This window comes from Chitinophaga sp. sic0106 (genome assembly GCF_019219075.1).
Classification (GTDB): domain Bacteria; phylum Bacteroidota; class Bacteroidia; order Chitinophagales; family Chitinophagaceae; genus Chitinophaga.
In genome coordinates this window covers 302,265-316,445 of record NZ_JAHUWJ010000002.1, presented here as the reverse complement: position 1 = coordinate 316,445, position 14,181 = coordinate 302,265, and the positions used below count along the sequence as shown (strand labels likewise).

Sequence of the window (14,181 nt, the reverse complement as noted above, 5' to 3'; positions counted from 1 at the left end):
GAATGATTTGTAATGATATTAGTTAACTTCTGGAATATAGTGAATGCTTTCTTCATCTCTCGGATGCAGGGATACGCTCTGTGTGGTAGTGCGTTTTTGTCCCCATGCAAACGCTAACGGCAGTACGAAAAGTGCCGCAAAGGTAGAAGCGATCAAACCGCCCACTACTGCCCTTCCCAATGGGGAGGACTGGTCCCCTGCTTCACCGAGGCCGCTGGCCATAGGAATCATACCTACCACCATGGCGAGTGCCGTCATCAGGATGGGCCTCAAACGTAGTGCTGCTGCCTCTCTGGCGGATAATACAGCATCCCCGTTTGCTTTACGCAGCTGTTCGGCATTGGTGATCAACAGTACCGCATTGGAGATGGACACCCCTACGGACATGATCATACCCATATAAGATTGCAGGTTGAGCGTAGAGCCGCACATCATCAGCAACAGCAGGGAACCCAGCAATACCGCAGGTACTGTAGCCAGTACGATGGCGGATACTTTGAACGACTGGAAGTTAGCCGCCAGCATGAGGAAGATTACGACAATCGCTACCAGCAGGCCGCTCTGTAAGCTATCCAGTGTTTCTGTGAGGGTGCTGCTCATACCGATCAGGTCTACACTTAAACCGCGCGGGAGTTCGCCCAGGTTGGCAATAGCTTTCTGCACATCTTTACCGGCATAGCCCAGGTCTTTTTTGTTTATACTGGCTGTAACGGTCAGCATAGGCATGGCGCCCAGGTTATCGATTTCACCGTAGGTGGTACCATCACTGAGGGTGGCCACATCTCCCAGCACAGGTCTGGAATTATTTTTCATCAGTGGTATCTCTGTGATATCCTGTTTGCTGGCCATCTTGCTTTCCGGTATCAGTACCTGTACGTTATAGCTGTTAGATATTTTTTCATCTACCCAGATATTCTTTTCCGTGAAGCGGGAAGAAGAAGTAGAGGCGGTAACAGAACGGGAAACATCCGTCATATCCAGGCCCAGCTGGGCTGCGCGTACACGGTCCACGGTCACGTTTAAAGCCGGATATTTGATGGACTGGCCTATCTGTACATCCCGGAGGTAAGGAATTTTTTTCAGCTCATCCACCATTTTTTGTGCATAGGCCTCGTTGAGTTTTTTATCACGGCCGGAGAACCTAACCTCTATTGGTGTAGGTGATCCCTGGCTCAGGATTTTATCTGTGAGCTCAATCGGTTCGAAGGACAATTTCATTTGCGGATTCAGCTTTTGCATTTTATCCCTGATCTTATCTTTCAGTTCATCGAGGTTTATATGATAGTCTTCTTTTAGTGCCACCTGCAATGCTGACTCGTGCGGGCCTGCCATCCAGAGGAAGATAGGACTGGTAGAGAACTGTTGCGGATGGGTACCTACGTAGGCGGAAGTGATCGATACGTTTTCCTTACCTACAATTTCACCTATGGCGTTAGTAAGCTGAATGGTAGCTGCTTCCGTATTTTCGATACGGGTACCATCCGGCAGGCGCATGCGGACCTGGAACTGACCTGAATTTACTTTAGGCAGTACATCGCGGCCGATATTGGCAAACAACAGGGCTACTATACCACCTGTAATCACCAGATAACCTATTACTACAATTTTGCGGTAAGGCATCATGCGTTCCAGGAAGCGCAGGTACCGGGCGCGTAACTTTTCGAAACGGGACACTTTACCATCGCGGTTACTATCTTCTCGCTGTAATAAAACTTCCTTTTGATCCCAGGTATTTTTTTCACTACCGGCTGGTAAACCTGAATGGGCATATTCTTGCGCATCTGTAAGGATATGGCCATCCTTGCCTTTGTGGTGTTTTCCTTTCATTACCCAGTTGGCCATCACCGGTACAAATGTTTGTGCCAGGAAGTAGGAGATGATCATGCTGAACCCGATCGCCAGTGCCAGCGGCAGGAACAGTGAGCCAGGGATACCACCCATGGTGAAGGCCGGCGCAAATACCGCGAGGATACAGAACAGGATCAGCAATTTAGGGAACGCTATTTCCTGACAGGCGTCCCAGATGGCCAGGGCCTTGGGTTTGCCCATATCAAGGTGCTGGTGTATATTTTCAATCGTTACCGTACTTTCATCCACGAGGATACCAATGGCGAGGGCCAGGCCGCTCAGCGTCATGATATTGATCGTTTGTCCGGTAAGCGTGAGGAACAACACTGCCGAGATGATGGAGGTAGGGATGGTGAGGATTACGATAAGGGCACCGCGTGCATCTCCGAGGAACAGCAATACCATTAAGCCTGTAAGGATGGCGCCGATGATACCTTCTGACAGGAGGCTCTTTACTGAATTAATTACGTAGGTGGATTGGTCAAATTCATAGCTCAGCTTCACGTCTTCCGGAAGCTGGGATTGAATACGGGGAATTGCTTTTTTCAGATTCTGCACCACTTCCCAGGTAGAGGCATCCGCACCTTTTGCGATACTGAGGTATACGGAGCGACGGCCGTTTACCAGCGCATAGCCGGAGGTTACGTCCGCACCGTCTTCCACGGTGGCTACATCTCTCAGATATAAATTTTGTACATCCCCTTTAAACAGTGGAATATCTTCAAAATCTTTTACGGTTTTAATAGTGGTGTTGATGGGAGTGATTACGTTTTTATCGCCAATGCGCACGTTACCGGATGGAGAGGTCTGGTTATTGAGACGCATGGCTTCTACCAGCTGATCAGGTGTGAGGTTGTGCTGGCGCAGCAGCTCAGGATCAGCTTTGATCACCACGGTACGCACGTTACCACCGAATGGCGGAGAGGCCACCAGGCCGGGGATAGACGTAAAGGACGAACGTACGTATACGTTTGCCAGGTCGAGCAGTTCATTATTACTACGCTTGTCGCTGCTCAATACCAGCTGGCCTACCGGCAGCGTGGATGCGTCGAAGCGGATGATAAACGGCGGGTTGGAGCCCGGCGGGAAGATGGCCTGAATCCTGTTGGAGAAGGCGCTTACTTCTGCTGCCGCCTGGGCCATGTTGGTGCCCGGGTAGAAGTTGATCTTCATCAGGGTGAGGCCCTGGATATTTTTAGTTTCAATACTTTTTACCCCGTTTACAAACAGGAAGATGTTAATGTATTGTTTAGCGAAATAGGTTTCCATCTGGGCGGGGTTATAACCGCCGAAGGGGTGGGAAACATAGATCACCGGCAGATCCAGTTTGGGAAAGATATCTACTTTGATACTTGTCACCGCTTTGATCCCGAAGAAGAACAAACCGGCTACCAGCACCAGGATGGTAATAGGTTTTTTAAGTGCAAAGCTTATCAGATTCATAATAGTTGTTTCTTAGAAATAATCAGCATGATTTCCGTTTATCCGTCAGCGTTAGTTAGTAGCTAAATATGTTGAAGTCGCCGGCTGCGGCTGCTTTCAGCAGCAGTGCCTGCCACACGTTTACATAAGCGATATCGCGGTCAGTTTGTGCACGGATGAGTACATAGGCCGCCTGGGTGAGGTCTACCAGATTGGTAAGCCCGTTTTTATACAGTACTGTTTTTTGCAGATAGGCATCGGAAGCGGCTTTCACCTGTACCGGCACTTCTCTGAAATTGGACAGCGCGTTTTGCAGTTTGGTATCGGAGAGGGCGTACTGCGCTTTGATCTGTTGATCGGCGAGTTCGTACTCATACTGTAATCCTTTGCTGGTGAGCTCTTGCGCCTTCACTTGTTTTGAGATGCGGAAGGGCTGCGAGAGGTTCCAGGTAACACCCAGACCTATGAGATAGTTGCTGCGGGTGGGTTTTATGCCATCCCAGTAGCTGTGACTAAAATCTGTTTGGTCGGCAGCATATCCGTTACCGAAGCCGGAGCCGCGGGTCTGCAATACACCTACCAGTGAAAACGCCGGGTAGTAGAAGGTTTTGGAGTACTTCGCCTGTTCATCAACGAGGGCGATGCGGCTTTTATAGTACTGTAGTACCGGATGTTTTGTTTCATCGAGGCTATCGCCGGGGAGATTAGGTATCCGTTTAACAAATTCGGTGTCAACTTCAAAATCGCGTGCGGTGATGCCCAGCAGCTGTGCGAGTTGGTTACCCTGCTCCTGCTCTGCATCTTTTGCCTTGGTGTAGGTGATGCGTGCGCTGGAGTATTCTGCGTTTGCCTGGGAGGAGTCCACGCCGGCGATCAGGTGGTTCAGTACGCGTATGCGCACTACTTTTCGGATGGTATCAGCACGGTCCATATTATCTCTGTAGGAGCGCGTGAGTTGTTTTGCTGCCACGAGATTTAAATAAGCAGCCGCCACTTTAATTTTGTGTCTGAAGATCTCTTGTTGCCAGTCTTTATCGTTCTGTGCAGCGGCTGCGACTGCGGTTTTAATTTTTTCTTTTGCTCGTCCGAAAGCGAAAAAATCCCAGTTTATGTTAGTGAGGTATAATGCACCGAATGCTGCGTTCCAGTTCTGGTGGTCGAGCGGCAGTCCTGATGAGGAAGCTGCGAGGCCGCCGAAGCCATAGAGCGGACCATTTTGTCCGTTGATGGTTCCGTAGTCCTGTTGGGCAGAGATGTTGAAGTTGGGCAGGTAATCGCGGCGTGCCTGTTTTACCTGTTCGTTTGAGGCGGCTGTATATGATTGCTTGGCCTTAATGGTTCCGTAGTTGGCGACAGCTGTGTCAATGGCTTGTTGCAGGGTGAATACCTGCTGGGCATAGATATAATTTCCCGTTATAAATGAACAGAGCGCCAACAACAATAATTTCTTACTCCACATGATGAGTTTGGTTTTACTAGCGGTGGAAGTTCATCTGAATTTCCAGGTGCAAAGTGACCATCACATTTTGAAGTAAATTTGAAGAATCTTCAGAATTGAGAAATTTGTCGGCCGGCGTTAGCTGACTGCCACCTTCGGCTCTGCCACGGCGCAAATCTTTTCCACTGTGGGCTTGACTTCTGGCTGTGCGAACATTACTTTAACCTGGTGCCAGCCATTCTCAAAATTGTAAGTCACCGAAAAGTCATTTACTGTACAAATCTGTTTAACGATGGCTAAGCCGAGGCCGGTGCTTTCACCGGACTGGTTACCTTTTTTGAAGCGGCGGAATAGTTCTGCGGTGGGCAGTTCTGGTGGGTTGCCGGTATTGCTGATGATGAAATTATATTTATTGAGTTCCACTTTTATCTTACCTCCTTCCAGGTTATAGCGGATAGCGTTGCTAAACAGGTTGCTGAGGAGGATTTCGGCCAGGGCCGGGTGGATATTGAGTACAATGTTTGCATCCAGGTTGGAGGAGACGTCAATGTCTTTCATTTTCACCCAGTCCTCGTAGGTGGCTATTACGCGCTTGGTGATAGCACAGAACTTGATATTTTCTGAAGTGGCATACTCATGGTTTTCCAGTTTGGTGAGGAGTACCAGGGAACGGTTGATATGGGAGAGGCGTTCGATGGAGGCCTGCATATCACCGATGAGTTGTGCCTGTTTATCATTGATGGGGGTTTGGCTGAGCAGGTCGAGTTTACTACGAACGACTGCCAGCGGTGTTTGCAGCTCATGGGAGGCATTTTCGCTGAACTCTTTAATGGCTGCGTAATCGGCGCGGGCTTTTTGGGCCATGGACTCGATAAAGTCGTTCAATTCCTTGAATTCGGTGGTGGTGGTATGGGCGAGTTGCAGTTTCTGGTCGCTTTTTTTCACATCGAAGTGCTTGATAATTTTGAGTCCGCGGTAGAAAGGCTCGAGGATAATCCTGGAGAGCAGTCTGGCGGTGAGTCCTACGCACAGGATGATGAGCAGCATTTTCCAGACCACGGTGCTGAGCATACCGGCGAAAATCTCTTCCGATTTCAGCACGTAGTTATAGGAGGATACTTTATAGATCTGTTTACCTATCTGGTAGTAGGAGGTAACGGTGATGCGGCATTCGTTTTTGGCCAGGTCTTCGTTGGGGGCTATTTCCTTGACGGTCTGCACTCTTTCGGCGGGCATAGGGCCCTGGAAGAGGCTCACGTCGATGGGGCGGCCATGGGTATAATGATCCAGTTTAACCCCGGTGAGCAGTTGTTGGTATACGTGGTCGTTGACGGCGCGCATACGTTGTTCTTCTGCTTTATCGAGATGTTTTTTGATATTGGTACGGGATATCACCATGGTGATGGGTGTCACCAGGAAGATCACGCCAATAAACCAGATTGTTATTTTGTTGAGTAACTTCATTGTTTGGACGTATTAAACTTATAACCCAGGCCATATACGGTTTCTATATAGTCTGTTCCTTCGGCCACACTGATCTTTTTCCGCAGGTTTTTTACGTGTTGGTATACAAAATCGAAGTTAGAGAGGTTATCGGTATAATCTCCCCAGAGGTGAGCGGCGATGGCTTGTTTTGACAGCACGCGGTTTTTATTGACGATAAAATACAGCAGCAGGTCAAATTCCTTTCTTGTCACATCGAGTGGCTGATTATTCACGGATGCCTCAATGGTATCGGTATTGAGTTCTATTTCGTTAAATACTACCTGGCTGCTGGGGCCTTCCAGCTGTTTACGGCGGTAGATGGCACGTAGGCGTGCGTGCAGCTCGGACATATGAAAGGGTTTGATGACGTAGTCGTCGGCGCCTTCGTCGAGGCCTTTGACTTTATCATCGAGGGCATCTTTAGCGGAGATGATGAGTATACCACTGCGGATGTTTTCCTGTCTGATTTGTTTGAGCAGTTCGAGGCCGTTGCCATCGGGCAGCATGATATCTACCAGGATACAGTCATACGAGAAGAGTGACAGCTTTTCGGTGGCAGTTTCGAAGTCGTAGGCCGGCTCACAGATATACTTTTCTCCGGTGAGATAGTCGGCTATACCACTGGAGAGTTCTTTATTATCTTCTACGATCAAGACTTTCATATGTACATACTTGCAGGCAAAGTGCAGTGCAAATTTATATCAATTTTGAAGTTTGAGCAATTATAGCCTATGTATATGTATTTTAATTCATTATATATACATACTATCCAAAAAGTCATATAGACTGCTATTATTTACGGACACAGCAGTACTGATACCACTGGTAGTGGTTTAATTTCCGCCTTTGCGGGAGATGATGTGGGAGATGGCTTTTGGGATAGTATGTAGTTAACGGTATCTCAAGTTGAAAAAGGGTCAACCGCCTTCCGATGTTGAATTTTCGATTTCTTCAAGCATATCCAGGCGAAAGTTAAGCTTGTCTAAAACATTATCAAGGAACGAAAAAGAATTACCAAAATTCAACAGACTTCCAATTACACCATCGGCCTCCTTTCTCATAAAACCAATGAAGCTAGTCAGCTTGTTATACTGTTCAGTAATGCCAGCATCATTAAATGGATGGTCATTGCCTTCCTCTTTAAACTGTGCATAGGAAAGCTCGTATCTACTCTTTAATTTATCAAACCTTCCTTCGAGTTCTTTCGCTAATTCGTCTACTGCCTTGGCAAGTGGCATTATTCTTACGCTTTCTAAAATTTGTGACATAAAATTTCCATTTTTAGATTATAAAATGATTTAATTGTGTTCCGGAATTATTGGTGTAACTATTTTTACATCAGTAAGGTCCACTTTACACGCCTTTTCAAGTGCAAGTATCAGGAGGTCGAATTGGCGACCGATCCTGCCTGTGTCATCCAGCAACTTATAGGTATGCGTACATGCTAAATCCGATCTGCTGCTGGCATATTTCACCGCCTGACTCATACTTTCCATTTCAACTTTCACCATTTCCATCTCACCCTCCATACTCTCCATTCTACCTTCCAGAATAACCATTCTACCTTTCAGATTATCCATCTTACCTTCCAGAATAACCATCTTACCTTCCAGTGTAGTAAGTCGACCTGATATGTTTCTTAAACTCTCATCCACTTTTTCAAATCGCTTTTCGAATTTTTTTTCCAGTTTGCCCATTCTCCGGTTAATGGAAACATCGAGCGACTTAAGCTCCTTCTTAATGGAATCATTAACAGCTGCGTTAACAACTTCGGTTAACATGCCTTTGAATTTTTCCTGGTCATCAAACATGGTTTTCAATTTTTGAGTTAAAAAAAATATTGTGAAACAATGGGTAACCCAAAAGTCAAGACACAACTCCTCCAGGCGCTACGGCGACTATGAGCACGGGATCGCTAATACCCTATTTAGTGGCATTGAGCTTCCGCCAATTCTGCGGTGTTTGTTGTTGGGAATTGACTTTGGGGAATAATCCTTGGTAGTTAACTGTATCTAAAGTTGAAGGAGGGTTATTCAGCAGGAGGCAGTGCATTTGCTTCAGCCAGCTCTAATCGGAGCTTAATCCTGTCACATTTTTCTTTAAAGATTCTCCAACCTGCATTGAACATAAAGTAATTACTATTAATAGTTTCTACTTCTGCTTTTGTAAGTTGTAAGGTTTCTTCTAATGATTTAATCCAAGACGTAATTTCATCCCAAGCAATTGGATGCTCTCCCTCAGAGATGGAGCTATTATCTCGAACTTCCTTATACCGTGCTTTCACAGCATTTAGATAATTATCCATTTCTTCCTTTTGAATTTCAACAAGGTCCATAACCTGTTTAATGTGAGGTTCTATCATCATAATAATAAAAATTTGATTGTTAAATAATACGAATAAAAAATAATCAGTTAGTTGTGCCTTTTAAAGGAATCACTTTTAATAACATTTAGTTTAACCTTAAATTTTTCTTCAATAGTAGCCTCCATTAGCTTAAAATGGCTGATCAAAGCATTCTGGTTAGCCACTAAAGTCAGGAGATGACCTGCACCTTTAGCAATATGCGCTCCATTCACCACTAATGTTTTCTGGATATCGTCAATCTTTGTGTTCATATCAGCAAATTGTTGATCGATTCCCTTAAAGTTTTCATTAAACCCCTTAAGTTGCTTATCAACGACTTTAAGTTGCTTGTCAAACCCTTTAAGTTGGGTGTCAATTCCCTTAAATCGTTCATCAAACCCTTTGAGCTGGGTGTCAATTCCTACAAATCGTTCGTCGATACCCTCAAGGCGGCTGTCAATGCCCTCAAGGCGCTTGTCAATGTCCATAAATCGTTCATCCATTCCCTCAAGGCGAGCATCCATTCCCTCAAGGCGAGCATCCATTCCCTCAAGGCGAGTGTCCATTCCCTCAAGACGAGTGTCCATTCCCTCAAGGCGAGTGTCCATTCCCTCAAGGCGAGTGTCCATTCCATTAAGGCGAGTGTCCATTCCATTAAACTTTTCATGGACTTCATTAAATTGTTGATTCATGGAACCTTCCAGCTTTTGGAGCTTGCCATCCATCCTCACTTCAAAAGCTTCAAACTTTTTATCCATCGAATCATTTACTGCGGCGTTAACAACTTCGGTTAACATGACCTTAAAAACTTCCTGGTTGTCAAACATGGTTTTATATTTTTTTAGTTGATTTTATACCGCGAAGCTAGGAGTTTTCCACAATAAAAAAATCAATCCGGGAGGAAAAATCTTCCTCACATCAGATTGATTTTCAGTTTATTATAATGATAATTAGCGTATCAAAAATCAGCGCTTCGGCTGCCTTTTAGGGATCAGCTTTGGCTGACCATTTGCATCATATGGGTCCGTTAAAAATACCTTGTTTTTTTTCAGGTCCGTCTTTTCCGTCAGCGCAGCATCATAGGAAATTTTGCCTTTTTTAATCTCGTAAAAACGGGAAGCTACATAGTAAGCAGAGTCTGTACCATTGTACACTGGCGTATTTTCCGCACCACCAAATTCCAGGTTGCCATCACCATCCCAGTCCTTTACATCAGAAGCAATAGCGTTGACAACCGTATCCGCCAGCGAGTGATCAATATTGAACACCAGGAACCGATTTTTATTCGGCGCATTGTCTATTTCCAGAAATAAAAAAACTGTCCTTCCATCTTCCACCAGTTTATTACGCTTACTGGCGTAGTTAATATTATCTTTCTGGAAGATAAAAGCTTTATTACCATTGACGAAAACTGTACCCTTATAAACGGTGATCAGCTGAGACTGCCCACTCTTGAAGTGCAGTTCGTTTTTTTCTTTCTGTGCCTGCGCAGCTAAGCAGCTGCCAAGGCCAAGGCATAGTGTAATCAGGATTTTTTTCATAGCATACTAAATAAGAGAAAATTATCAATTACCGCTGTTCTTTTTCAACCATTCTACACGGCGCTGATCCGGCAGGTGCTTTACCTTAAAGTATTCAAAAGTAGCCTGGAAGCCATTTCCATCCGGGCTCGCGGCCATCAGGCCCACCATCACCGGCTTATTGTCCTGCAACGGAGCATTGCGGGTCATAATGTAGTTTTTATCATCCAGAGAATAGAAAATCTCTACCGCATCGAGGCGGCGCACCACTTTGATCCAGATGTAAGGCGGCGCCTTATCCAGCGTAGTTACACTCCAGTCGCTTTTAGTGTGGGTAACAACGGTGCTCACATTGAACTTCCCGTCTACATACTCTACTCCTGTTTTGATATAGTTTTCATGATCAGTACGCAGCATCAGTCCCATCTGATCGAAACGGGCTTTATAGGCACCGGTTAGCTTCACCTTGGCTTCAAACTCGCCACCGTAGGTGGTGTACAGGAAAGGGGCGTCATCCACGGTAAAGCCATAATGGGAAATCCGCCAGTAGTCCGACTGCGGCGTCACCTGCATTACCAGGGCGTTGTCTTTTATCTCCCATTTCTCCGGTTCATTAAACCACTGCATCTTATCTAACGTTTGCGCAGCTACGAAGTTTGCAGTTGTCAGTAACAAGGCCATTGCCCCAAAGAGGCACTTTATTCTCTTCATATAAAAAATCCGGTTTATGCCAACAAATATAAAAAAACAAACCGCATAGCACGGATCTATGGTGCTATGCGGCAAAAAAATACCCCGGTGTCGCCTATACGACCACCGGGGTAACAGCAATAAGTGAAATGTTTTTATTGAAGGCGTGCAGAGGCATGGGCCGACAGCGCTGTACCAGTGCTGCTGGCTTCATCTTTTTTAACTCCATCCACCCATACTTCTACTTTCAGGCTGGAGTTAACGTTAGTGCCGATTGCTGATATTACCGCCTGTGCCATCAGGGCACCCGCTGGTACGGTAATCTCAGGGCTGGTCCAGGTGGTGCCAGATAATGCAGATGCAGTTGTCAACTCGGTATCATAACCGTAAACCGCCGTGCTTATATCTGTATCGCTGGAACCAATTGCTTTAAACACCACTTTGTGGCTGGTGCTGGAGGGGCCATCATTTTTGTCTTTAGAACACGCAGCAAACAAAAACATCACTGCCAACAATGGAAACAGGAGCTTCTTAAATAGTTTCATAATTAAAGATATTAGTCGATACAAAAGTATTTACATCTAAGAGGGGCAACAATCCCGGGTATGCAGTATTTCCATCTACCTGTTTTCAGGTAGATGGAAATGCCGGAAATTGGTATGCTCCGTAATTGTTATTAATTTTCCGGTATGAAAAAGTTAGTCATCCTTGTTTTCCTATATACGCTGCCGTTATTCGTGAATGCCCAAACGCCAGCCAATGAAAAAACCACGGAGAACCTGCTACTGCAGCTAAACACAGCCGGCAGTGATAGTGCCAGAGCCATGTTGTCGTTCGAACTCGCAGAACTATATCTCGGAAAAGACAGCCTGAAAGCCGACCGCTATCTCAAGAACGGATTACAGTTCAGTAAAAATACCGGCATACCTGCCGCGGCATATTATTACTATGCCGGCAGGATTATTGAAGCCACCGACCTGGACAAAGCCATGGCCCTCTACCTGAAGGCCGACACCCTCCTGCAGCCCTTCAAAACGCCGCAGGCATTGTCGTTCCGCGCAAAGGCATGGTACCTCTACGGCGCCGGCGAGCAAAAAAAGGATAACCCCAAAGGGTTTGCCGACATCCTCCTGAACAAAGCCATCCCACTGGCACAGCAGGCGGGCGACAATACCATGGCCGGGAAAAACCTCCTGGCAGTAGCCATGGTGTTTAAAAATGCCGGCGAGTTTGCCAAAGCAGACACATACATAAAATCTGCTTTCAACACCCTCAAACTGCCTGGGGTGCCTACCCATGAACTGATCACCGCTTATACCACCGTTGCAGAAAACTATTCCCTCAGCGGCAAAGCTGCTGAAGCCAGGCAGGCCCTCGACAGCGCCGCCAAACTGCTACCAGCCTATCCCGACTCGGAATTCTATCTCGACTACTACGCCGCCGAAGGCATGAACTTCACCGTTATGGGCAAATTTGATGAGGCCCTGGAAAGTCTGGATAAAGGCATAGCCATGGCCGGCAAAATGGGGAAAGCCTACGACATGCAGCGTATGCAGCTCCAACAGTTCTACGCCTACTACAATGCCCGCCAGTTTACCAAAGCCAGGAACATACTCCTCCTGCTGTCGGAAAAGCCCGAAATGATGATGCTGGCCACTAACCGCCTGCAGGTATACTACGGCCTTGCCCTTACCTACGAAGAACTGAAAGACTATCAGCCAGGCTATACCTGGATGAAAAAATATGCGGAACTGAACGACAGCCTCAGTAAAAGTCAGCTCACCAACGATGTGCATGCCCTCGAAATCCGCTACCGCAACGCCGAAAAGCAAAAAGAAATCGAAGCCTTAAAAGCAAAAAATATCCAGGAAAGCCTCTCTGCCAGCAACTCCAGACTGGTCAGCGGCCTGTTTGGCTCTATCAGCATGTTCCTCGTGCTGCTGCTCACCACCGGTTATATCATCTTCCGTAACCGACGCAAACTGCACGAGCAAAAGGAGCTCAGCTACCGCCAACATCTCCACGAAATAGAACAGGAACAACAGCTGCGCTTCAGCCAGGCCATCATGCAGGGGGAAGAGCAGGAAAGGCGCCGGCTCGCCCGCGACCTCCACGACGGCCTCGGCGGCATGATCGCCGGTGCACGGATAAATTTGTCGGCCCACATGAAAAGTAGTGATGTACAAGTAGCGGCTCCCCTGGAAAAAATCACCCAGCAGCTCGACAAGTCCGTTACCGAACTACGCCGCATTGCACACAACATGATGCCGGCCACCCTGCTGGAACAGAGCCTGGAAGCGGCTATCAACGATCTCTGCGAAAGCATGATGAACGACCATACCCGCATCACCTTCCAGGCCATACACCTCTCCGACCACCCACTCGCCGAAGACATACAACTACATATCTACCGCATCATCCAGGAGCTGCTCAACAACGCCGTGCGCCACGGCAACGCAAAAAATATTATGTTGCAGTGTAGCATCGATGAGGGCAAATGCTTCATCACCGCCGAAGACGACGGCAAAGGATTTGATATTACCAACGGCAGCAAAGGCATCGGATTGAATAACATCCGCAACAGAGTGGGCTTTATGAAAGGAAATATTGATATAGATTCGCGCATTAATCAGGGAACCACCGTAAACATTGAACTGAATGTCCAGTAAAGAAATTACCATATCCATCGTAGACGATCATCCTGTAGTACTGGAAGGCCTGCATAAATTATTATCTGAAGTATCCGGCATGGTGGTTACCGCCTGCCATACCACCGCCCAGGCATGCCTGGAAGCAATGGAATTCCAGCCAACAGATGTGCTGCTGCTAGACATCAACCTCCCCGATATGAAAGGAGCTGATCTCTGCAAAGCAATAAAAACCATTGCTCCCACCACACATATCCTGGCTTTCAGCAACCATTCAGAACGTAGCCTGATATTACAATTGCTGCAAAACGGGGCCTCCGGCTACCTCCTGAAAAACGCCAGTGCCGAGGAACTCATCAGCTGCATACAGGAAGCCAATAATGGCCTGATCACCTTCAGCAAGGCAGTAAGGGAAATTATGGCGCGCCCGTCGGCCCTGGACCTGCAAGGCACCCCGCAGCTGACCACCCGTGAAAAAGAAATACTGCACCTGATTTCGGATGGAAAAACTACACCGGAAATTGCAGCACAATTAAATTTAAGCCCCATGACGGTGGAAACGCATCGCAAAAACCTGATGCATAAGTTTCAGTCCAAAAATGTGGCAGCGTTAATAAAGGCAGCAATTACCCAGGGATTTATTTGATTAGTTCACCTACCATATTTTTTCAATACAGGGGAGAGACCGAAGGTCTCTCCCCTGTATTATTGATTAGATCGGCCAAAGGCGGCCCAATCAACAATACAGTCTACTAACGCCAACGCATTTACGTAATAGGGAATTTT

13 protein-coding genes are annotated in these 14,181 nt (G+C 46.7%); 2 read left to right on the top strand and 11 right to left on the bottom strand.

Translation table 11 applies throughout. The features are described from left to right. Positions 1-18 precede the first annotated feature (18 nt). The 11 genes from KW844_RS04020 to KW844_RS03970 all read right to left on the bottom strand — a co-directional run bounded on the left by KW844_RS04020 (position 19) and on the right by KW844_RS03970 (position 11,292). Positions 19-3,291, bottom strand: a complete 3,273-nt coding sequence (locus KW844_RS04020) for an efflux RND transporter permease subunit (protein WP_218375427.1) — start codon at positions 3,289-3,291, stop codon at positions 19-21. A gap of 55 nt (positions 3,292-3,346) precedes the next feature. Continuing rightward, a complete protein-coding gene (locus KW844_RS04015) occupies positions 3,347-4,729 on the bottom strand; it encodes a TolC family protein (RefSeq protein WP_218375426.1) in 1,383 nt (460 codons plus the stop codon). A 117-nt stretch (positions 4,730-4,846) separates the two neighbouring features. Continuing rightward, positions 4,847-6,172: a HAMP domain-containing sensor histidine kinase gene (locus KW844_RS04010; RefSeq protein ID WP_218375425.1), complete on the bottom strand. Its 1,326-nt coding sequence runs from the start codon at positions 6,170-6,172 to the stop codon at positions 4,847-4,849. Then, positions 6,169-6,855 (bottom strand): response regulator transcription factor, encoded by a 687-nt coding sequence (locus KW844_RS04005; RefSeq protein ID WP_073079288.1) that lies wholly within the window; start codon positions 6,853-6,855, stop codon positions 6,169-6,171. The genes KW844_RS04010 and KW844_RS04005 overlap by 4 nt, the downstream gene beginning before the upstream one ends. Before the next feature lie 255 nt (positions 6,856-7,110). Continuing rightward, the gene (locus tag KW844_RS04000) at positions 7,111-7,461 is read right to left on the bottom strand and encodes a hypothetical protein (protein ID WP_218375424.1); all 351 of its coding nucleotides are present in this window, start codon (positions 7,459-7,461) and stop codon (positions 7,111-7,113) included. Between the two features lie 30 nt (positions 7,462-7,491). Continuing rightward, positions 7,492-8,004 (bottom strand): hypothetical protein, encoded by a 513-nt coding sequence (locus KW844_RS03995; protein ID WP_218375423.1) that lies wholly within the window; start codon positions 8,002-8,004, stop codon positions 7,492-7,494. A 218-nt stretch (positions 8,005-8,222) separates the two neighbouring features. After that, the gene (locus KW844_RS03990) at positions 8,223-8,558 is read right to left on the bottom strand and encodes a hypothetical protein (protein WP_218375422.1); all 336 of its coding nucleotides are present in this window, start codon (positions 8,556-8,558) and stop codon (positions 8,223-8,225) included. Between the two features lie 47 nt (positions 8,559-8,605). Further along, positions 8,606-9,364 carry a hypothetical protein gene (locus KW844_RS03985; RefSeq protein WP_218375421.1) on the bottom strand — a complete coding sequence of 253 codons (759 nt, stop codon included), beginning with the start codon at positions 9,362-9,364 and terminating at the stop codon, positions 8,606-8,608. A 138-nt stretch (positions 9,365-9,502) separates the two neighbouring features. Next, entirely contained in the window at positions 9,503-10,078 is a 576-nt protein-coding gene (locus tag KW844_RS03980; protein ID WP_218375420.1) for a hypothetical protein, read from the bottom strand. A 24-nt stretch (positions 10,079-10,102) separates the two neighbouring features. Beyond that, positions 10,103-10,768, bottom strand: a complete 666-nt coding sequence (locus KW844_RS03975; protein ID WP_218375419.1) for a DUF1349 domain-containing protein — start codon at positions 10,766-10,768, stop codon at positions 10,103-10,105. A gap of 134 nt (positions 10,769-10,902) precedes the next feature. After that, a complete protein-coding gene (locus tag KW844_RS03970) occupies positions 10,903-11,292 on the bottom strand; it encodes a hypothetical protein (RefSeq protein ID WP_218375418.1) in 390 nt (129 codons plus the stop codon). A gap of 144 nt (positions 11,293-11,436) precedes the next feature. On the opposite strand from KW844_RS03970, the gene KW844_RS03965 reads away from it, so the two are divergent. Together KW844_RS03965 and KW844_RS03960 are read left to right on the top strand one after the other, a co-directional pair. Beyond that, positions 11,437-13,416 carry a sensor histidine kinase gene (locus KW844_RS03965; protein ID WP_218375417.1) on the top strand — a complete coding sequence of 660 codons (1,980 nt, stop codon included), beginning with the start codon at positions 11,437-11,439 and terminating at the stop codon, positions 13,414-13,416. Beyond that, positions 13,406-14,041, top strand: a complete 636-nt coding sequence (locus tag KW844_RS03960; RefSeq protein WP_218375416.1) for a response regulator transcription factor — start codon at positions 13,406-13,408, stop codon at positions 14,039-14,041. The genes KW844_RS03965 and KW844_RS03960 overlap by 11 nt, the downstream gene beginning before the upstream one ends. The last annotated feature ends 140 nt before the right edge of the window (positions 14,042-14,181 follow it).

Bases quoted from the DNA above. Each gene is read 5' to 3' on its own strand.
- KW844_RS04020 (WP_218375427.1), bottom strand. From the start codon at position 3,291: ATGAATCTGATAAGCTTTGCACTTAAAAAACCTATTACCATCCTGGTG.
- KW844_RS04015 (WP_218375426.1), bottom strand. From the start codon at position 4,729: ATGTGGAGTAAGAAATTATTGTTGTTGGCGCTCTGTTCATTTATAACG.
- KW844_RS04010 (WP_218375425.1), bottom strand. From the start codon at position 6,172: ATGAAGTTACTCAACAAAATAACAATCTGGTTTATTGGCGTGATCTTC.
- KW844_RS04005 (WP_073079288.1), bottom strand. From the start codon at position 6,855: ATGAAAGTCTTGATCGTAGAAGATAATAAAGAACTCTCCAGTGGTATA.
- KW844_RS04000 (WP_218375424.1), bottom strand. From the start codon at position 7,461: ATGTCACAAATTTTAGAAAGCGTAAGAATAATGCCACTTGCCAAGGCA.
- KW844_RS03995 (WP_218375423.1), bottom strand. From the start codon at position 8,004: ATGTTTGATGACCAGGAAAAATTCAAAGGCATGTTAACCGAAGTTGTT.
- KW844_RS03990 (WP_218375422.1), bottom strand. From the start codon at position 8,558: ATGATGATAGAACCTCACATTAAACAGGTTATGGACCTTGTTGAAATT.
- KW844_RS03985 (WP_218375421.1), bottom strand. From the start codon at position 9,364: ATGTTTGACAACCAGGAAGTTTTTAAGGTCATGTTAACCGAAGTTGTT.
- KW844_RS03980 (WP_218375420.1), bottom strand. From the start codon at position 10,078: ATGAAAAAAATCCTGATTACACTATGCCTTGGCCTTGGCAGCTGCTTA.
- KW844_RS03975 (WP_218375419.1), bottom strand. From the start codon at position 10,768: ATGAAGAGAATAAAGTGCCTCTTTGGGGCAATGGCCTTGTTACTGACA.
- KW844_RS03970 (WP_218375418.1), bottom strand. From the start codon at position 11,292: ATGAAACTATTTAAGAAGCTCCTGTTTCCATTGTTGGCAGTGATGTTT.
- KW844_RS03965 (WP_218375417.1), top strand. From the start codon at position 11,437: ATGAAAAAGTTAGTCATCCTTGTTTTCCTATATACGCTGCCGTTATTC.
- KW844_RS03960 (WP_218375416.1), top strand. From the start codon at position 13,406: ATGTCCAGTAAAGAAATTACCATATCCATCGTAGACGATCATCCTGTA.